At 71.4% G+C, this 19,099-nt stretch carries 19 protein-coding genes; 2 read left to right on the plus strand and 17 right to left on the minus strand.

All coding sequences use genetic code 11. From position 1 onward, the window contains the following. The first annotated feature begins 249 nt into the window (after positions 1 to 249). Positions 250 to 897, plus strand: a complete 648-nt coding sequence (locus ACVKXF_RS10655; RefSeq protein WP_456795678.1) for a M23 family metallopeptidase — start codon at positions 250 to 252, stop codon at positions 895 to 897. 246 nt (positions 898 to 1,143) lie between these two features. Here ACVKXF_RS10655 and ACVKXF_RS10660 read toward each other — a convergent pair whose 3' ends face one another. The 9 genes from ACVKXF_RS10660 to rplS form a co-directional block, all read right to left on the minus strand. Beyond that, a complete protein-coding gene (locus tag ACVKXF_RS10660; RefSeq protein ID WP_456795679.1) occupies positions 1,144 to 2,082 on the minus strand; it encodes a tyrosine recombinase XerC in 939 nt (312 codons plus the stop codon). A gap of 25 nt (positions 2,083 to 2,107) precedes the next feature. Continuing rightward, positions 2,108 to 3,355 carry a DNA-processing protein DprA gene (gene dprA / locus ACVKXF_RS10665; RefSeq protein ID WP_456795680.1) on the minus strand — a complete coding sequence of 416 codons (1,248 nt, stop codon included), beginning with the start codon at positions 3,353 to 3,355 and terminating at the stop codon, positions 2,108 to 2,110. Continuing rightward, positions 3,352 to 4,875: a YifB family Mg chelatase-like AAA ATPase gene (locus ACVKXF_RS10670; protein WP_396288758.1), complete on the minus strand. Its 1,524-nt coding sequence runs from the start codon at positions 4,873 to 4,875 to the stop codon at positions 3,352 to 3,354. The genes dprA and ACVKXF_RS10670 overlap by 4 nt, the downstream gene beginning before the upstream one ends. Continuing rightward, entirely contained in the window at positions 4,872 to 5,261 is a 390-nt protein-coding gene (locus tag ACVKXF_RS10675; RefSeq protein WP_456795681.1) for a YraN family protein, read from the minus strand. The genes ACVKXF_RS10670 and ACVKXF_RS10675 overlap by 4 nt, the downstream gene beginning before the upstream one ends. Before the next feature lie 152 nt (positions 5,262 to 5,413). After that, the gene (locus ACVKXF_RS10680; protein WP_123312293.1) at positions 5,414 to 5,761 is read right to left on the minus strand and encodes a histone-like nucleoid-structuring protein Lsr2; all 348 of its coding nucleotides are present in this window, start codon (positions 5,759 to 5,761) and stop codon (positions 5,414 to 5,416) included. A gap of 105 nt (positions 5,762 to 5,866) precedes the next feature. After that, positions 5,867 to 6,190, minus strand: coding sequence for a DUF2469 family protein (locus ACVKXF_RS10685; protein ID WP_111086072.1), 324 nt, complete (start codon positions 6,188 to 6,190; stop codon positions 5,867 to 5,869). 179 nt (positions 6,191 to 6,369) lie between these two features. Beyond that, entirely contained in the window at positions 6,370 to 7,068 is a 699-nt protein-coding gene (locus ACVKXF_RS10690) for a ribonuclease HII (RefSeq protein WP_123312292.1), read from the minus strand. Continuing rightward, a complete protein-coding gene (gene lepB / locus ACVKXF_RS10695; protein WP_123312291.1) occupies positions 7,065 to 7,808 on the minus strand; it encodes a signal peptidase I in 744 nt (247 codons plus the stop codon). Before lepB ends, ACVKXF_RS10690 begins: the two co-directional genes overlap by 4 nt. A gap of 133 nt (positions 7,809 to 7,941) precedes the next feature. Beyond that, positions 7,942 to 8,298, minus strand: a complete 357-nt coding sequence (rplS, locus tag ACVKXF_RS10700) for a 50S ribosomal protein L19 (RefSeq protein ID WP_123312290.1) — start codon at positions 8,296 to 8,298, stop codon at positions 7,942 to 7,944. Positions 8,299 to 8,465: 167 nt separating this feature from the next. Between rplS and map the strand changes: the two genes are divergently transcribed. Beyond that, positions 8,466 to 9,257, plus strand: coding sequence for a type I methionyl aminopeptidase (gene map / locus ACVKXF_RS10705; protein WP_123312289.1), 792 nt, complete (start codon positions 8,466 to 8,468; stop codon positions 9,255 to 9,257). A 279-nt stretch (positions 9,258 to 9,536) separates the two neighbouring features. Here the strand turns inward: map and trmD are convergent, their stop codons facing one another. The 8 genes from trmD to aroA all read right to left on the minus strand — a co-directional run bounded on the left by trmD (position 9,537) and on the right by aroA (position 19,086). Next, positions 9,537 to 10,229 carry a tRNA (guanosine(37)-N1)-methyltransferase TrmD gene (gene trmD / locus ACVKXF_RS10710; RefSeq protein WP_123312288.1) on the minus strand — a complete coding sequence of 231 codons (693 nt, stop codon included), beginning with the start codon at positions 10,227 to 10,229 and terminating at the stop codon, positions 9,537 to 9,539. A 5-nt stretch (positions 10,230 to 10,234) separates the two neighbouring features. Further along, a complete protein-coding gene (gene rimM / locus ACVKXF_RS10715) occupies positions 10,235 to 10,780 on the minus strand; it encodes a ribosome maturation factor RimM (protein ID WP_311316880.1) in 546 nt (181 codons plus the stop codon). 19 nt (positions 10,781 to 10,799) lie between these two features. Further along, entirely contained in the window at positions 10,800 to 11,036 is a 237-nt protein-coding gene (locus tag ACVKXF_RS10720) for an RNA-binding protein (protein ID WP_111086067.1), read from the minus strand. A gap of 3 nt (positions 11,037 to 11,039) precedes the next feature. Beyond that, positions 11,040 to 11,453 (minus strand): 30S ribosomal protein S16, encoded by a 414-nt coding sequence (rpsP, locus tag ACVKXF_RS10725; RefSeq protein WP_123312287.1) that lies wholly within the window; start codon positions 11,451 to 11,453, stop codon positions 11,040 to 11,042. Positions 11,454 to 11,617: 164 nt separating this feature from the next. Beyond that, entirely contained in the window at positions 11,618 to 13,753 is a 2,136-nt protein-coding gene (locus ACVKXF_RS10730) for an oxidoreductase (RefSeq protein WP_456795682.1), read from the minus strand. 4 nt (positions 13,754 to 13,757) lie between these two features. Next, on the minus strand, positions 13,758 to 14,603 hold the full coding sequence (locus ACVKXF_RS10735; protein WP_456795683.1) for an SDR family oxidoreductase: 846 nt from the start codon (positions 14,601 to 14,603) through the stop codon (positions 13,758 to 13,760). Positions 14,604 to 14,686: 83 nt separating this feature from the next. Continuing rightward, positions 14,687 to 15,865 (minus strand): acyl-CoA dehydrogenase family protein, encoded by a 1,179-nt coding sequence (locus ACVKXF_RS10740; RefSeq protein ID WP_123312284.1) that lies wholly within the window; start codon positions 15,863 to 15,865, stop codon positions 14,687 to 14,689. After that, positions 15,862 to 19,086 (minus strand): 3-phosphoshikimate 1-carboxyvinyltransferase, encoded by a 3,225-nt coding sequence (gene aroA / locus ACVKXF_RS10745; protein ID WP_456795684.1) that lies wholly within the window; start codon positions 19,084 to 19,086, stop codon positions 15,862 to 15,864. The genes ACVKXF_RS10740 and aroA overlap by 4 nt, the downstream gene beginning before the upstream one ends. Positions 19,087 to 19,099: the final 13 nt, after the last annotated feature.

A 19,099-nucleotide genomic window follows, 5' to 3' on the forward strand; every position in this document is an offset into this window, starting at 1 on the left:
GTGGTCCGGAGCGGCCCCGACTGTACTCCTCGTGGGGGATGTGGTCATAACCGGGTGCGGGGTGCGGGGTGCGGGTGCGGTGTCGTGGTGTCGGCTCGACTCGGAACGACACCCTCGACGTCGTGCGACATCGAGGACGTCGTTCGTTGCGGTCGTGCTGTCCCTCCACAGGCCGGGAGGCCCGCCCCACCATCCACGGGCCGGCCCACCTCGCTCGCGTGGCCGGCCTGGGCCGGACAGAGTGGCGGCATGCTCGTGTTCCCCGGCTCCGGTGCTCGGCTCCCCGCGGTCGCGGGCGTCGTGGCGAAGGCGTTCAGGATGCTCGGGGCGCTCGGTCTGCTCGGCCTGCTCGGTCTGCTCGGCCTGCTCGGGCTGCTCGGCCTGGTCGGGGTGCTCACCGCTTCGTCGGCCACACCGACGCCGGTGCCGGATGGCCTGCTCGACCAGCGGGACCGTACGGCGGCGACTCGCGCTGCCGAACCGTGGGTCTGGCCGACCGGCACACGGGTGGTCGAGCGCGGGTGGGAGCCCCCGTCCGACGACTACGCCGCCGGTCACCGCGGGATCGACGTCCCTGCGCCGATCGGCACGCTGGCGGATGCGGTCGACGACGGCACGGTGGCGTTCGCCGGACCTGTCGGCGGCCGCAGCGTCGTGACCATCGACCACGGCGGTGGGCTCGTCAGCACCCTCGACTCGGTGCAGCCGCTCGTCGCCGCAGGGGACGACGTCCGACAGGGCGATCCGGTCGGGCGGGTGTCCGTCGGGCACTGCCCGGCCACTGCCCCGTGCCTGCACCTCGGCGCGAGGGTGGACGGCCGCTACGTGGACCCGGTGCCGTACCTGCCGCCGGCGGAGTGGCCCGTCCTGCTGCCGGAGTCTGCCTGGCCCGGGTGAGCGTCGGCGCGAAGCGCTGATCGATGTGACTCGGACGGGGCGGGTACGACGGGCGCGTGGTGACCCGATCGGGCGGGCACGCCGCTTGCGCCGGCCCCGTTCCTGCAGGCGTGGCGGTCGCGCAAGTGGCGCCGGTCGCGCCGGTGGCACCGGCAGCGCCGGTCGCGCCGGTGGCACCGGTGGCACCGGTCGAACCGGTCCTGCCAGTTCCGCCGGTCGCGTTCCTGCAAGCGCACCGGTCGCGTGTCAGGCGCGCGGGTGGGCCGTCCGGTAGACCTCGCGCAGCCGCGCCGAGGACACGTGCGTGTAGATCTGCGTCGTCCCGAGGCTCGCGTGCCCGAGCAGTTCCTGCACCGCACGCAGGTCCGCTCCCCCGTCGAGCAGGTGCGTCGCCGCAGTGTGCCGGAAGGTGTGTGGTCCGCTCGGCCCCTCACCGGGCAGGTCGTCGAGCAGTCGAGCGACCACGCGGTACGCGCTGCGCACCCCGAGCCGACCGCCCTGGTCGCCGAGGAACAGAGCGGTGCTCGGAACATCGGCCCGCTCCGCGAGGGTCGGACGCCCTCGCGACGTCCACGCCTCGAGCGCGTCGCGAGCCGGGACGCCGAACGGGACGACCCGCTCCTTCCCGCCCTTCCCGAGCACCCGGACCGTGAGCCGCCCGCGATCGACGTCCGCGACGTCGATGCCGACGAGTTCGCTCACCCGGATCGCCGCGGCGTACAGCAACTCCACGAGCGCGAGGTCCCGCAGCGCCCCCGGATCGTCGGTCGCCGCACGGACCGCGAGGCTGTCGAGCATCCCGCGGACCTGGTCGGCCGACACCACCCGCGGCAGGTGCGAACCACCCTTCGGCGCACGGAGCCGCACACCGGCGTCCGTCGCGGTCACTCCGGTCTCGCTCGCCCACCGGGTGAACGCCCGCACCGACGACGACCGGCGGGCGATCGTCGACCGGGCAAGCCCCCGCTGGTCGGCTTCCCACAACCAGTCACGGAGGAGTTCGAGGTCGACCCCGTCGATGCCGACGACACCACGCCGCGCGGCGAACTCGATGAACTGCTCGAGGTCGTTCGCGTACGCGCGCAGCGTCTGTTCGCTGAGGCCCCTGGCGTGTCGAGCGTTCCCGAGGAACGTGTCGACCGCTGCCACGAGTCGCCCGTCCGTCTGCTCCGCTCGGTCCACCACGTCGTCAGCGTACGGCTGGCCGACGTCATGCGCGGCCCCACCCGCCGCTGCTGTGCGCCACGAGCCCCTGCAGCTGCGCGAGCGCGAGTGCATCCGCCACCTCGGCTCCGGACAGCCCGGACCGACGAGCGATCTCGACCTCTGGCAGGGCACGACGGCCGAGCGCGTCGAGGACGCGGACGACCTCCGGATCACGCTGGACCGACACGAGGGGCTGGTCCGGCACCGCGGATGCACCGGACGCGGTCGCCGGGCGCAGCGCGGTGATCGGGTCCCCGGGGTGCACGACGAGTTGTGCCCGGCCCTGCGCCACGAGCCGGTGGCACCCGACCGACGCCGAGGACGCGAACGCCCCCGGCACGGCGAACACCGGGCGGCCGAGTTGGCCGGCGTGGTGCGCGGTGTTGAGCGCGCCGGATCGCGCGCCGGCCTCCACGACGACCGTGGCGTCCGCGAGGGCGGCGATCAACCGGTTCCGTGCCAGGAAGCGCCACCGGGTCGGCCGTGTCCCCGGCGCCGACTCGGCCAGCAGCGCCCCCTGCCGAGCGACGTTGCGGAGCAGCTGGACGTTGCCAGCGGGGTAGAGCTGGTCGATGCCCCCGGCGAGGACCGCAACCGTCGGCGCGCCGGCGGCGATCGCGACGCGGTGTGCGACGGCGTCGATGCCGTACGCACCACCGCTGGTGATCGTGCAACCGGCGTCCGCCGCGGTCGAGGTGATCTCGGCGGCGGCCTCGGCCCCGGCGACGGTGTTCGCCCGCGATCCGACCACGGCCAGTGCGGGTGCACCGTCGCCGACGCTCGTGGTGGCGCTGCGCGTCCAGAGCACGAGCGGGGCGTGCGGGCCGAGATCGTCGAGCGCCGTCGGCCATCCGGGAGCACCGGGAACGAGCAGTCGGGCACCGACGCTCTCGGCCGCGGCGACGACGTCGGCCACGTCGGACCGGGCAAGCCGCGGTCGCCATCGGTCGATCGCCGTGCGCAGGACACCGGCGAAGACGTCGGCGTCCTCCGCCCCGGGCACACCGGCCTCGACGCAGTCGGCGAGCAGCTCGTCGAACGCACCATCCGCCGCCGACAGGACCGAGCCCAGGGCACGCTGCGGACCGAAGGCAGCCATCAGCTCGCCCGCGACGGAGTCCCCCGGCTCCACGATCACGGACCACGCGACCCGGGCTGCGGTCTCCACCGGATCCGACGTGTCGTCGGCTCCGAGAATCCGCCGGATCGCGACGAGGAGTTCGCCGCCGTGTCCGGACCCCACGCCGTTCACAGCGCGCTCCGCAGGGCGAGGGCGCCCCGGACGTGAGTCCTGGTCGGACGGTCGACCGCATCGAGGTCGGCGAGCGTCCAGGCGAGCCGCATCACCCGGTCCCAGCCCCGCATGGTCAGGGTGCCGAGGTCGAGCGCCCGGTCGAGCTCGGTGGTCGAACCCGGTTCGATCCGATCGTCCGCCCGCAGCCACGCTCCGGTGACCTCGGCGTTCTTCGTCCATCCGGTCCCTCGGAGGCGTGCAGCCATCCGTGCCCGGGCAGCAGCGACCCCGGCGCGGGCCTCGGCCGTCGTCGGAGCGTTCCCGTCCGCACCGCGCATCTTCCCCGTCGTCACCCGGGGGACGAGCACCCGGATGTCCATCCGGTCGAGCAGCGGTCCGGACATGCGGCCGAGGTAGCGCCGGACCGCACTCGGCGGACACTCGCACGGCTGGCCGTGCGGACCACCGGCGTTCCCGCACGGGCAGGGGTTGGCGGCGAGCACGACCTGGCACCGCGCCGGGAACTCGGCGGCCCCCGCTGCGCGGTGGATCGTGATCCGCCCCGACTCGAGCGGCTGCCGGAGCGCATCGAGCACCGCCCGGGGGAACTCCGGCGCTTCGTCGAGGAACAGGATGCCGCCGGTCGCCCGCGACACCGCTCCCGGTCGCAGCACACCGGAGCCTCCCCCGATCAGCGAGATCGCCGACGCCGAGTGGTGCGGGGCTTCCCACGGAGGCTTCGTGCTCCACGATGCCGAACCGAGTCCGGCGACGGACCGGACGGCCGCGACCTCCAGCGCGGTCGCGTCGTCGAGGTCGGGCAGGAGTCCGGGGAGCCGCTCGGCGAGCATCGTCTTGCCGGCACCGGGCGGACCGAGCAGGAGGGCGTGGTGTCCGCCGGCCGCGGCGGCGATGACGGCGCGCACCCCGATCGGGTTGCCGACGACGTCCGACAACTCGGCCACCGGGCGTTCGACCGTCGGCACCGGCACCGGCAGCACCGCGTCGACCTCGACCGGCGGCAACAGCGCTCCGGCGTCGATCGCGGCCGCCCGGAGCGAGTCGACTCCGGTGGTGCGCACGCCGTCGACCACGCGTGCTTCGGGCAAGTTGCCGATCGGCAGCACGACCCGGTCGGCTCCGGCGTCTCGCGCGGCCAGCAGCATCGGGATGACCCCGGCGACCGGTCGGACCCGGCCGTCCAGGCCGAGCTCACCGATGTAGACGATGCGCTCGCTGACGTCGGGGGCGAGCCCGGCCCCGGCGAGCACCGCCATGGCGATCGCCAGGTCGAACCCGGAACCGCGCTTCGGGATCGCCGCGGGCGTCAGGTTCACCGTGATCCGGCGTGCCGGCAGTGGACACCCGGCGTTCGCAGCAGCGGCTCGGACCCGCTCGCGCGCCTCGCCGAGCGAGGTGTCGGGCAGTCCGATGATGCTGAACGCGGGCAGCTGGCTGGTCAGGTGGGCCTCGACCTCGATCCGGCGGCCGGTCACCCCGAGCAGGGCGACGGCCGCAGCACGACCGATGCCCGTCACAGCACACCCGCCAGGTGTTCCACGGCGGTCCGGGGCCCGTCGACGTGCACCGCGACGACGTCGATGCGGACGGCGCGTGCATGCACTTCGGGATGAGCGTCGAACCACTCGGGGACGAGTCGCCGCATCCGGGCGCGCTTCGTCACCGTGATCGCCTCGAACGGATGTCCCGTCGCCGTCCCGGATCGTGTCTTCACCTCGATGAACGCGAGCGTGCAGGAATCCCACGCGACGATGTCGATCTCGCCGCGGGCACACCGCCAGTTCCGTTCGAGGACCCGGAATCCCCGGCTTTGCAACCATGCCACCGCCCGGTCTTCACCGAACCGCCCCAAGCGACCGTTGCGGAGTGTTCGTCCGGGCGGATCCTGCACCTTCTGTTCCATGTCGTTGCCTCCGCGACAACGATCGCGCGGCCGGCCGCGGCGGACAGCGCAGACGGTGGATCTGTGGAATCAGGTGCGGACGATCCGCTTTGGGGAGGAATGACGAAGGACCCGGGTGATCGCGATCACCCGGGTCCTTCGTCAGCAGCGGATCAGTGTGCGGCTGCGTACGCTTCCTGCACCTGGGTCGAGATACGACCACGGGTCGAGACCTCGTAGCCGTTCTCCTTCGCCCATTCGCGGATCTTGCCGAGCTCTTCCGAGTTCCCGCGCTTCGGGGCCGACTTCGGAGCCGTGCCACCGGTACGACGACCGGAGACCTTGCGCGCTGCTGCGATGTAGTCGGAGATCGCTTCACGGAACTTGTCGACGTTGTCGTTCGTCAGGTCGATCTCGTACGACGATCCGTCGAAACCGAATTCGACCGTGCGTCCTTCACCGGTGGTGATGGGGGAATCGTCGAGGTCGTCGACGAGCTGGACGGTGACCTTCTGTGCCATGCGCGGCTCCTGTTCATTGGACGGGAAATCCCGATCAGAATACCGCGTGGAATTGCCGCACGTCACCGATCACCGGCGATTCACCGAATGCACCGGAAATGAAGATCACTCGTCGAGTGCGAGTTCCTTCGGGAGTTCGAGTTCTCGCGACGTCAGTTCTTCGACATTCACGTCCTTGAACGTGAGGACGCGCACGCCCTTCACGAACCGGTCGGAACGGTAGACGTCCCACACCCAGACGTCGTTCATCGTCAGTTCGAAGTAGAAATCGTGCTCGGTGTCCCGGCGCACGAGTTCGACCTCGTTCGCCAGGTAGAAACGTCGCTCCGTCTCGACCACGTAGCGGAACTGCGACACGACGTCGCGGTACTCGCGGTACAGGGCCAGCTCGACCTCGCGGTCGTAGTCGTCGAATTCGTCCTCATCCATTGCGCCCACAGTCTACGGCGACAGCAGCAGCAGCGCGCGACCTCGGCACTTGCCCCCACCTGAGCTCATCGAGGTTCCACAACACGCCGCCTGCGTTCCACCGAGGTTCCACGGCCGCGCGGGAGGTGCGCCGAGATGCCGAGATTTCGGAACCTCACGGGTGCGGGCGGGAGCAGCCGTCAGCCGACGAGCGCGTCGAAGCCGTCCAGCGAGACGCTCGAGGCCTGGTGCAACCACGACTTCCGGTGCAGGGCGTGCGCCCCGACCGTGCGGATGGCGTCGTAGTGCGCGGTCGAGCCGTAGCCCTTGTTCGACGCCCAGGCGTAGTGGGGCGCCTCGTCGTGGGCCGCGATCATCAGGGCGTCCCGTGCGACCTTCGCCACGATCGACGCCGCGGCGACCGATGCGCAGTCGCGGTCGGCCTTGACCTGCACGACGACCTCGAGCGGGTCCGTGGGTGGCCGGAGGGACGCCGGGACGGCTCGGGTGAGCCAGTCGAAGGACCCGTCCAGCACGACCACGGCGCCGTCGAGCGACAGGCCTCCGGCGACCAGCGACTCGAGCGCCTGCGCTCCCGCGGCACCGAGCGCCGGGACGATCCCCTGCCGGTCGACGTACTCGGCGGACGCCATGCCGACGGCGGTGCGCGCCCACCGTGTGACGACGGGGACCAGGTCCGTCCGGCGGGCAGCCGACAGGAGCTTCGAGTCAGCCAGGCCCTGCGGGACCCGTCCGACGTCGATCGTCACGGCCGCGACGCCCACGCCCACGGGGCCGGCGATCGCGCCGCGTCCGACCTCGTCCATCCCGATGACCGTGACACGGCCGGCGCCGAGCAGGCGCTTCTCGACACGCAGGGACGGGCGGACGGCGGTCACTGGTCGCGCTCCTCCACCCCGGCGAACACCTCGGGGTGGTCGTCGAGCCACGTCCAGCGGCTCGTCGGCCAGGAGATCACGAAGGCGCGGCCGGTCACGTCGGACAGCGGCACGAACCCCTTCGACGGGGTGTCCCCGTTGTAGCGGGAGTCCTTGGAGTCGTTGCGGTTGTCGCCCATCACCCAGATGGTGCCCTTCGGCACGGTGACGGAGAAGTCGGTCGCCGATGCGGGAGCGCCGGCCGGCAGCTTGAGGTACGGCTCCTTGATGGGGACGCCGTTCACGGACATCTGCCCGAGGTCGTTGCAGCAGGAGACCTTGTCACCCGGCAGGCCGATCACGCGTTTGATGAGGTGGTCGTCGCTGTCGCCGGTCCCGAGACCGATCTGCGTCAGCACCCAGTCGATGGCCTTGGCGGGCTGCGTGTCGGGCGTCACGCTCGGCACCTCGGACCCGGCGAGCCATCCGCCCGGGTCCTTGAACACGACGACGTCGCCGCGCTTGAGCGCCACGGCACCCGGGACGAGTTCGTTGACGATCACGCGGTCGTTGATCTGCAGCGTGTTCTCCATCGACGCCGACGGGATGTAGAACGAACGGATCAGGAACGTCTTGACCAGGAACGACACCAGCAGTGCCGCGATGAAGATGATGACGAGGTCGCGGAGGAATGTGAGGATCCCGTTGCGCTGTTTCTCGGGCCGGGGCCTGCGCCCGGATTCCTCTGTCGTGTCCGTCATTTCCGCTCTCGTTCACACCGCGTCCGCCCGGGTTCAGCGGGCGCAAAGGGAAAGCCCCCCGTCGATGCACAACCGTACATCGGCGAGGGGCCAGCAGCGGCGTCCGGCTCGCGGACGCTCACTGTGAAGGCGATCAGGCGTCGCGCTTCTCCTTGATCTTGCGGCGGGCCGCCTTGCCGCGGAGCTCGCGCAGGTAGTAGAGCTTCGCGCGACGAACGTCACCCTTGGTGACGATCTCGATGTGGTCGATGATCGGCGAGTGCACCGGGAACCAGCGCTCGACGCCGACCTGGAAGCTCACCTTGCGGACCTTGAAGGTCTCGCCGACGCCGTGGCCCTGACGGCCGATGACGACACCCTGGAAGACCTGGATACGCGAGCGCGTGCCTTCGACGATGTTCACGTGCACCTTGATGGTGTCTCCGGCGCGGAAGTCCGGGACGTCGGTCCGCAGCGATGCTGCGTCGACGTTGTCGAGGAGCTGGCTCATGGCTGTTCTACTCTCTGCGGACGCACACGGGTCGCCGCGGATCGATGTCTGATGAAGTGGTGGTGCGTGCCCGGTGTCGGCGACTCCCCCGTGGCAGAGTCCAGCCAGGGCACAGCCATCCATACTGCCACACGGAACGCCGGGGGCAAAACAGCGAGGATGGACCCATGATCGAACTGCGCACCCCCACCGAACTCGACGGCCTGCGGGTCGCCGGTCGGTTCGTGGCCGACGTCCTCGACGAGCTGCTCGACACCGTCGACGTCGGCGTGAACCTGCTCGAGCTCGACCGCGTCGCCGCGCGGATGATCGCCGACCGGGGCGCCGAGAGCTGCTACGTCGACTACCACCCCTCGTTCGGCAGGTCGCCGTTCGGCAAGAACCTCTGCACCTCGGTGAACGACGCCGCGCTGCACGGTCTGCCCTTCGACCACGTGCTGCAGGACGGTGACCTCGTCAGCCTCGACTTCGCGGCGAGCGTTGACGGCTGGGTGGCGGACTCCGCCGTGTCCGTGCAGGTCGGGACGCCCCGCGACGAGGACCAGGCACTCATCGCCACCGTCGAGCGCGCACTGGCCGCCGGTGTCGCGCAGGCGGCGCCGGGCAACAAGCTCGGCGACGTGTCGCACGCGATCGGACACGTGGCGAAGCAGGCCGGCTACGGCGTCAACCTGCAGTTCGGCGGACACGGCGTCGGTCGGACCATGCACGGCGACCCGCACGTGCCGAACGACGGACGTCCGGGCCGCGGCCTGAAGCTCAGGCCCGGCCTGGTGGTCGCCATCGAGCCGTGGCTCATGCAGGGCACCGACGAGCTGTACCAGGACGACGACGGCTGGACCCTCCGGAGCGTCGACGGCTCACGTGCAGCGCACGTCGAGCACACGGTGGCGGTCACCGAGGCCGGACCCGAGGTCCTGACCCTGCGTCGCGCCCAGCGCGCCGACCCGACCGCCTGACGGGCTGGCGCGGCCCGCTCAGCGGTGACGCGCCAGCGTCACGCGGGCCGCGCCGACCGAGCCTGCGAGGGAGGACGGTGCAGGCCCGCCCCGCGCCTCCAGTCCGTCACGGGTCGCGACCAGTACCCCAAAGCGACAGATCTCGGCTGCGCCCGCCGTCATGTGCGCGACGGCGACAGTTGCCCGCGGACGTTCCACGGCAGACTGTCGCTTTCGCGAAAGCGACAACCGGCAACCGGCGACCGGCAAGCCCGGCGACCGGCCCGGGGCAGGAAGGCGCTACGCGTCGGGCAGCAGGTCGGGCCGGACGCGACGCGTCCGCTCCACCTGCTGCTCGTGCCGCCAGGCACCGACCCGCGCGTGGTGCCCGCTGAGCAGCACGTCGGGGACGTCGAAGCCGCGCCACGAGGCGGGCTTCGTGTACGAGGGGTACTCGAGCAGACCGTCCTCGTGGGACTCCTCGACCAGGGACTCGGGGTTGCCGACGACGCCGGGGACGAGTCGGCCGACGGCCTCGATCATGGCCATCGCCGCGACCTCGCCGCCGTTGAGAACGTAGTCGCCGAGCGAGAGCTCGACGACCGAGCAGCGTGACGCCGCCCACTCGAAGACGCGGGCGTCGATGCCCTCGTAGCGCCCGCAGGCGAACACGAGGTGGTCGGACGTCGACGCGAGCGAGCGCGCGATCGACTGCGTGAAGGGCGTGCCGGCGGGGGTCGGGACCACCAGGGTCGACGAGCCGTCCGGCCGGAGCAGCGCGTCCAGTGCCTGCGCCCACGGCTCCGGCTTCATCACCATGCCGGCGCCGCCGCCGTACGGGGTGTCGTCGACGGTGCGGTGCCGGTCGGTCGTCCACGAGCGCAGGTCGTGCACGTGCAGGTCGAGGATGTTCTGCTGCCGGGCCTTGCCGAGCAGGGACACGTCCAGCACGGAGAAGAACTCCGGGAAGATCGTGACGATGTCGATCCGCACGGCAGCTAGTCCGTGACCGTCTCGGGCCGCGAGGTGTCCTCGGGGTCCTCGAACAGGCCCTGCGGCGGTGTGACCGTGACGGTGCCCGCCGCGATGTCGACCGCCGGCACGATGGCCGCGACGAACGGCACGAGGACCTCGCCGCGGGACGGGGTGTCGATCGCGAGCAGGTCCTGCGCCGGCATGTGGTCCACGCGGGCGACGGTGCCGACCTCGACGCCGTCGCGCAGGACCTTCAGCCCGACGAGCTGGTGGTCGTACCAGGCGTCGTCCTCGCCGGTCTCGGCGTCGGCGTCCTGCTCCACCCAGAGGATGATGCGCGCCAGGGACTCGGCCGCGGTGCGGTCGTCGATCCCGGCGAAGAACGCGACGGGGTGACCGTTGTACCAGCGGAGTTCGTCCAGCTCGAGGGTCTTGCCCGACCACGGTGAGTCGTCGGGGACCTGGAGCGTGAACGTGGCACCGGGGGTGAACCGACGATCCGGGTCGTCGGTGTAGAGCTCGAGCTTGATGCCGCCCTTGAGCCCGTGTGCCTTCGTGATGCGACCCACCCGGAGCTGGGTCGTCTCCCTAGGAATCGGTGTCGACCACGTCGACCCGCACCCGCTTGCCGTCGGCCAGGGCCGAGACGAGGGTGCGGAGTGCCTTGGCGGTCCGCCCGGCACGTCCGATCACGCGGCCGAGGTCCTCGGGGTGCACGCGCACCTCGAGGACCTCGCCCCGCGGGGAGGTGGAGCTGGCGACGCGCACGTCGTCAGGGTGATCGACGATCCCCTTGACGAGGTGCGTCAGCGCGGATTCGAGCAAGGACTACGCCTCGGTCGTCTCGTCGGCGGTCTCGGCGTCGTCGGCCTTGGCGGCGGGAGCCGTCTTCTCCGACTTCGGCTTGAGGACGGCCTTCTTCGAGGAGTCGACCTGGAAGGCCGGCTTCGGCTCGGCGACCTTGACCTTGGACGCGGTGTCCTTCTCGCCCTTGAACTTGGCCCAGTCGCCGGTCAGCTTGAGGAGGGCCGCGACCTGCTCGGTCGGCTGCGCGCCGACGCCGAGCCAGTAGAGCGCACGCTCGGACTCGATCTTGATGACCGAGGGCTCCTCGGTCGGGTGGTACTGACCGATCTCCTCGAGGACACGACCATCGCGCTTGGTGCGCGAGTCGGCGACGACGATGCGGTAGTAGGGCGCACGGATCTTACCGAGACGCTTCAGACGGATCTTGACAGCCACAATTGCTCCTGTTTGCTTACGTTGTGGTTGAACCGGAACCGCGGGCGTGGGGGCACACACGGTGAAAGCTCGAGAGAGATCGCTCACAGCTGGATAGAGGGTCGAGCTGCGGCGATTCGACCGTTCATTCTTACAGATTCCCGGCCGCGATGCGAGCCGACGCGCTACGGCGCGAGTCGCCGGACCGCTTCGAGGGCCTCGGACGTTGCGCGGACCGCGTCCACGCTCCGTGCGTCGCGAGCGCCGCCGACGACGGCGAACGGCACACCGGCGGCCTGGAGGCCCGTCACGAGTCCGCCGGGCACGTCGCCATCGGTGTCGATCGCGCGTTCCTGCCCGGCGCAGACCACGACGCTGTCCGCCGGGATCGCGCGCTCCTCGCCGTGCTCGTCGCGGATCCAGAGGGCGCCGGGCTCGATGCGCAGGTACTCCTGCACGCCGCCCACCATGTGCACCCCGGCGTCACGGAGGCGACCGATGGCGACCCAGCGCGAGGTGATCCCGACGCCCTGGCCGAACTTGCCCGAGCGGCGGAGCACGGTGACGTCGGAGCCCGGCCGGATAGTGCGTGCCGCAGCGGGCAGTCGCTGGGGCACGTCGCCGACGAGTGCACCGGAGACGTCGAGGTCCCAACGGGCCGCGAACTCGGTGGCCCGGACGGCCTCGTCGGGCGACTCGGTCAGGAACGCCGCGGTGTCGACGCCGATGCCACCGCCGCCGATGATCGCGACGGTGCCGGCCGGCACGCCCTCGCGGAGTGCCCGCTCGTACGACAGGACGTGCGGCAGGTCGCTGCCGGGGACGTCGACGTCCCGCGGGACCACCCCGGCTGCGAGGACGACGGCGTCGCTGCCGGCGAGGTCGGCGGCCGTCGCCGGACGCCCGAGGTGCACGGTGGCACCGCGCTCGTCGAGCTCGGCGCGGGCGGCCCGGACCGTCGCGGCGTAGTCCTCCTTGCCGGGGACGAGGGCGGCGAGGCCGAACTGGCCGCCGAGCCGGTCGGCGGCCTCCCACACGGTGACGTGGTGGCCGCGTCGGGCGGCGTCGACGGCGGCGGCGAGGCCGGCCGGTCCTCCGCCGACGACGTCGACGCGCTTCGGGTCGGTGGTCGGACGCGCGGGGAACGCGACCTCGCGGGCGGCGCGCGGGTTGACCAGGCAGGAGACCGGCGCGCCGATGATCGAGCGGTCGAGGCACGCCTGGTTGCAGCCGATGCACGTGTTCACCAGGGCGAACCGGCCCGCGAGCGAGCGGTTCACGAGGGCCGGGTCGGCGAGGAACGGTCGGGCCAGGGCGACGGCGTCGATTGTCCCGTCGGCGAGGACGGTCTCGCCGTCGCGCAGGTCGGTCATCCGGTTCGAGGCGATCACGCGGACGTCTGGGTACGACGACGCGCGCACGACCCCGGCGATGCGCGCGGCGTAGTCGAGCCAGGCACCGTGCGGTACCGCGGCCTGCACGGTCGGGGTGCGGGACTCGTGCCAGCCGATCCCCACCGAGATGCCGTCGAGCCCGAGCGGCAGCAGGTCGTGCACGAGGGCGTCGACGTCGTCATCGGTCGAGGACCCGGGCATCAGGTCGGCGCCGGAGAGCCGGATCGTCACGGCGAGTCCGGGCACCGCGGTGCGCACCGCGCGGACCACCTCGATCGTGAAGCGCCGGCGACGGACGGCGTCACCGCCCCACTCGTCGTCGCGCAGGTTCGTCAGCGGCGACTGGAACTGGTTGATCAGGTAGCCCTCGGACGCCATGATCTCGACACCGTCGAACCCGATGTCGCGTGCGGACCGGGCCGCGGCGGCGAAGTCCTCGATGGTGCGCTCGACCTCGGCAGCGGTCAGTGCCGTCGGCACCACGCCGCGGGCGGCCGCCCACGGCAGGGCCGTCGGTGCCACCACCCGCTGGGGCTCCCCGTGCCGGTCGACCATCCCCGCGGCGAGCGCGTAGCGACCGGCGTGGAAGAGCTGGGCGAGGATCGTGGAGCCCTCCTCGTGCACGGCGTCGACCGCCGTACGGAACCGCTCGTCCGCTCCCCCGACGCCGAACACGGCGAAGTCGGGGCCGCCCCGGGCCTCGTCGTTCACCGCGATGCCGCCCGTGATGATGCACGCCGCGCCACCGGCCGCCCGTTCGCGGTAGAACGCCGCCATGCCGGCCCCGCCGTCGTCGTGCACCTCGAGGCCGGTGTGCATCGACCCCATCACCACCCGGTTGGCCAGGTGCAGGGGGCCGAGGGTCCAGGGTGACGCGACGGTCCGGAGGGAGTCCGGCACGACGGGGGCGGAAGCGACGCTGCTCATGCGCCTATTCTGCGGTGTCCGCGCCCGCGGCGTCGGCCGGCAGCACCGCGTCGCGGAGCGGCGACGTCGTGTCCGCCCAGAACGGCGGCGCGATCACGGTCAGCCCGCCGTCGACCGACAGCACCTGCCCGGTGATGTACCCGGCCTTGTCCGACAGCAGGAAGTCGACGGCGTCCGCCATGTCGTCGGCGGTGCCGGGGCGCTGCAGCGGGAGCTTCTCGAACACGGAGTCGATCGGCGCCTGCCCGGGGACCTTCGTGTAGAAGTACTCGAGCGAGTCGGTGTCGATGAGGCCGCCGTTCACCGCGTTGACGGTGATCTGACGCGGCCCGAACTCGACCGCCATGTACTTCATGTACGACTCGCTCATGGCCTTGGCGGCACCGAGTGCGGCGTAGGTCGGGAACGCCCGGAGTGATCCGTACGAGGTCACGACGACGATGCGGCCACCCCGGTCCATCAGCTCGGCAGCGCGTTGCGCCCCGAGCACGAACGAGCGGGCGTTTGTGGCGTAGCTGCGGTCCAGGTGGTGCAGCTTGAGCTCCTTGACCGGCTTGAACGCGCTGGCGGCAGCGTTCGCGACGAAGTGGTCGAGGCGGCCGTAGGTGTCGCGCACCAGGTCGAACAGGGCGTCGATCGACTCCGGCTGCTCGATGTCGACCTGCGCGGTGATGCCGTCGCCGCCGGCGGCCTTGACGTCGGCCAGCGACTCCTCGGCCAGGTCGGCGTTGCCCTTGTACGTCACCACGACGGTGACGCCGCGCTGGCCGAGCTTCTGCGCGAGCAGGCGGCCGATGCCGCGCGAAGCGCCCGTGATCAGTGCGATGGGTGCGTTGATGGTGTCGGTCACTGCGGTCCTCTACGTGCGTGGGGAAGGACGGGAGGCGCGGGGCGGGCCCGCCACGGGCCTCCCGTCCGGTGGGCGGTGGTGGTCTAGAACCCGGCCGTGCCGGTGACGACGGCGCGGCCGACGACCAGCTTCTGGATCTCGTTGGTGCCCTCTTCGAAGCGCTGCGCGCGCGCGTCGCGGTAGACGCGCTCGATCGCGTTGCGCTTCCAGTAGCCCTGGCCGCCGTGCACCTGCAGGGCCTTGTCGGTGACGCGGGCGAGCATGTCGACGGCGACCATCTTCGAGGCGCTGGACAGCGTGCCGGCGTCGGGACGGTCCTCTTCGTAGGCGCGTGCGGCCTCGAGCACCAGGGCGCGGGCGGCGGCGATGTCGGCGTAGTTCTCGGCCAGGTAGAACTGGATCGCCTGGCGGCTGGAGAGCTGCTTGCCGAAGGTCTCGCGCTTGTTGGCGTACTCGACGGCGAGCTCGTTCGCCCGCTCGGCGAGGCCGACGGCGCTCATCGCGACGGACACACGACTCGGCAGCAGGAAGCCGCCGAGCGCGACCTCGAGCCCCTGGCCCTCGGCGCCGAGCAGCGCACTGGCCGGCACGGGCACGTCGGTGAAGCGCAGGATCGCGTGGTCGGTGCCGCGGATGCCCATGGTGTCGGAGTCGTCGATCACCTCGGCACCCGGCAGCCCGCTGTTCGGCATGAGGAACGCGACCGTGCCGTCCTGACCGGTGGTGCCCTCGAGGCGGGCGGCGATGAGCCAGTAGTCGGCCTTGACGCCGAACGTGATGAGGTGCTTCTCGCCGTTCATCACGTAGGTGTCGCCCTCGCGGCGGACGGTGGTCCGGATGTCCGCGCCGGTGCCCGCGGTGGCCTCGGTCAGGGTGAACGCGACGAGCGTGTCGCCGGCGACGGACGGCTTGACGACCTGCTCGATCTGCTCCGGCGTCGCGTAGGGGGCCATCGCGCGCCACGTCCCGTTGATGACGTGCACGAGCATGCGGATCGACGCGTGCGAACGCGACACGATCTCCATGATCTCCAGGTAGCGCGAGAACGGGATGGCCCGTCCGCCGAGCTCGGTCGGCGCGGCGAGGCTGAGCCACCCGTTCGCCTTGAGCTCCTGGAAGAGCTCGGGGGCGACCTGGCCGGTGCGCTCGATCTCCTCGGCCCACTCCTCACCACGGCCGCGGACCCACTCGGTGACCTCGGCCTTGAGCTGCTGGAAGGCGGCTTCGTCGAAGCCGGTGCTCGTCTGCTCGACGATCGTCATCGTGTCTCGTTCTCCTTCGTCGCGACGAGCGCGGCCGCCTGCTCGCGCAGGATGTTCTTCTGGACCTTGCCGACCGCGTTGCGCGGCAGTTCGTCGATGTACTCGAGCCGCTCCGGCCAGTAGTACTTGCTCACGCCCGCCTTGTCGAGTGCCTGCTGCATCGACCGGAAGTCGAGCTGCTCGGCGCCGGCGGCCGGCACGACGAACGCGCAGGCACGCTCACCGAGTCGGGCGTCCGGCATGGCGACGATCGCCACGTCGGTGACCAGCGGGTGCTGGTAGAGCAGGTTCTCGATCTCGACGACCGGGATCTTCTCGCCACCGCGGTTGATGACGTCCTTGACCCGACCGGTGATCGACAGGAAGCCGTTCGCGTCGACCTTCGCCAGGTCGCCGGTCCGGTACCAGCCGTCCTCGGTGAAGACGTCGTCGGTCAGGTCCTGGCGGTCGAGGTACCCGTCGAACATGGTCGGCGAGTGCAGCTCGAAGTCGCCCTCGGTGTCGGCGGGCAGCTCGTGGCCCTCGTCGTCGACGATCCGGATGCGGATGCCCGGCAACGCACGGCCGTCGTGCCCGTACGCGGCAGCCGGGTCGTCGCTCGGACTGGACAGGGCGCCGAGGCAGGTCTCGCTCGTGCCGAACGCGCCGAGGATCGCCGTGCCGAGCACCGTCGCGGCCCGCTGGGCGAGCGCCCGCGGCACGGCGGCACCGGTCGGCACGAAGATCCGCAGCGACTCGGGCTGGGCGGCACCGGCCTCGACCAGGTCGACGAGGTCGGTCAGGAACGGGGTCGCGCACTGCACGAACGACGCCTTCGCGACGCCGAACGCCTGCTCGAGCGCGACCGTGCCGTCCCACACAGGCTGGATGACCTGCGGCGCACCGAGCCGGAACGCCAGCAGCATGCCGTACAGGAACCCGGTCTGGTGTGCGAGCGGCGACGGGATGTAGATCCGGTCCGCGCTCGTCAGGCCGGACTGCGCGACGTGCATCGCCGTGGCCAGACCGAGGGTGCGGTGGGGGTGCTGCACGCCCTTCGGCTCCCCCGTCGTACCGCTCGTGAACAGCAGCTGGCAGACGTCGTCGGGGCCCGGCGCACGCGACGTGATCTCGTCGACGTCCACGTGCACCGCGTCGAGCGCGTTGTCGAAGTACCGCCAGTGCCAGTCGCTCGCCGCCACCCGGTCCAGGGCGTCGGCGGGCAGCGGCGGCTGGTTCGTCGGGGCGTCGACCTGCCCGCGCGCCTCGGACCGGAGCACGATGACGTGCTCGACCGACAGCCGGCGCTGCTGGGCCTTCGCCTCGTCGATGACGTCGAGGAGCTCGAGCGCCGGACGGCGCTTGCGGAAGAGGTTCGGCAGGAACACCACCCGCGCACGCGACCGGGCGAGCGTCATCGTCGTCTCGCGCGGACCGAACACCGGCATGATCGGCGTCGCGACGGCGCCGATCTGGATCGCCCCGAGCGTGATGGACACGAACTCGCGCCAGTTCGGCAGCTGCATGGCGACCGACTCGCCCGTGCGGACCCCGAGTTCGAGCAGGAGCGCGGAGACCTTGTCGGCCTCGTCCTGCAGCTCGCGCCACGTGGTGTTCACGGGGGCTGCTCCCCCGACCTCGATGACGGCGAGGCCGTCGGGGTCACTGGTGGCGAGCGCACGGACCTTCTCGCTCAGCACCAGGGGGGCGGCGTCGATGCCGGCGAGCTCGGGCGGTTCCGGGCTCGTGGGCGCGACCGGCTGCTGCTCGCCGAGGTCGGTGCGCTCGGCGTCGGCGCGTTCGCCATCGGTGCGCTCGCCGAGGTCGGTGCGTGCATCGGCCATCTCGGCGGCCTCGGCCGCGTCGGCCCGGTCGTCGCGGGCGATCTGCGCGGCGAGGGCGTCGCCGACCTCCATGTCGAGGCCGACGGAGTTCATCGCCTCGAGGAACGTCGGGTACGAGATCCGGTAGGCCCGCGGGTAGGTCAGCCCCGAGGTGCCGCGCGCCTTCGAGGCGGCGACGGCGAGCGACATGAGCACGCGGTGGTCGTTGAACGACGACATCTGCGCGCCGTGCAGTCCCTCGGCGCCGACACCGGTGACGCGGAGCTCGTCGGCACCCTGCTCGGCCCGACCACCCATGCGGTTGAGCTGCAGCATCGCCGCGACGCGGTCGGACTCCTTCAACCGGATGTGCGCGACGTTCCAGAGCCGGGTGGTGCCCTCGGCGAAGGTGGCCATCGTCGACAGGACCGGCAGCAGGTCGGGGATCGGCTGGCAGTCGATGTCGAGCGGTCGGAGCGGGGAGCCGTCGTGCTCGATGCGCACGAACCCGGTCTCGTCGTCGATCCGCATCGGGACGCCCATCGCCGTCGCGAGGTCGAGGAACTCGCTCTCCGGGTGGTCGGTCTCGGCGGTGGTGAAGGCCGTCATGCCGCGCAGGAGCAGGTTCGACTCGCGGATGCCCGCGGCGGCGATGCCGAACGCGGCGGAACCGATGTCCGGCGGGATGACGTAGTCGTGCGGGGTGGCCTGCTGGTTCGCCGGGATCCGGTACTCGAGCCAGTCGTCGGAGACCTCGACGGTCAGTCCGAACTGCCGCATCATGCGCACGGTGAGCTCGACGTAGGGCTGCTCGTTCAGCCGGCCGCCGGTGATGTGGATCCGGGTCTCCTGCTCGGCGAACGGGGCCACCAGCAGCAGGCCGGAGACCCACTGCGACAGCGTGCCGGCGATCGTGACGTCGCCGCCGCGGGGGCGCTTCGGCTGCACGGTGACGGGCGGGCAGTCGTTCGTCGCCTCGAGCTCGATGCCCATCTGGGTCAGCGACGTCAGCAGCGCCTTGATGGGCCGCCGCTGGAAGTACTTCATGCCCGCGAGCGTCATCGGCTTGTCGGCGAGTGACGCCAGACCCGTCATGAAGTAGAGCGTGGTGCCGGACGACCCCATGTTCAGGATGCCGTCGGCACCGCGGGACCCGTGGTCCACGACGTCAGTGGCCTCGTACCGGCCGCCGAGCCCGGTGACGTGGTACTCGTTCCCGCGACGCTTGACGTCGACGCCGAGGGCACGGAGCGTGCCGACGGTCCACTCGACCTGGCGGGTGGCGCTGATGCCGGAGACGATGCTCGTGCCCTTCGCCAGCGACGCGAGCACCAGGGCGCGGTGCGCGTGGTACTTCGAGACGGGGACGTCGAGCTCCCCGACGAGTGGTGCGGACGTGCCGCGCACGACCAACTGCATGTGTACCTCTTCC

The organism is Curtobacterium sp. PvP017 (assembly GCF_054060195.1).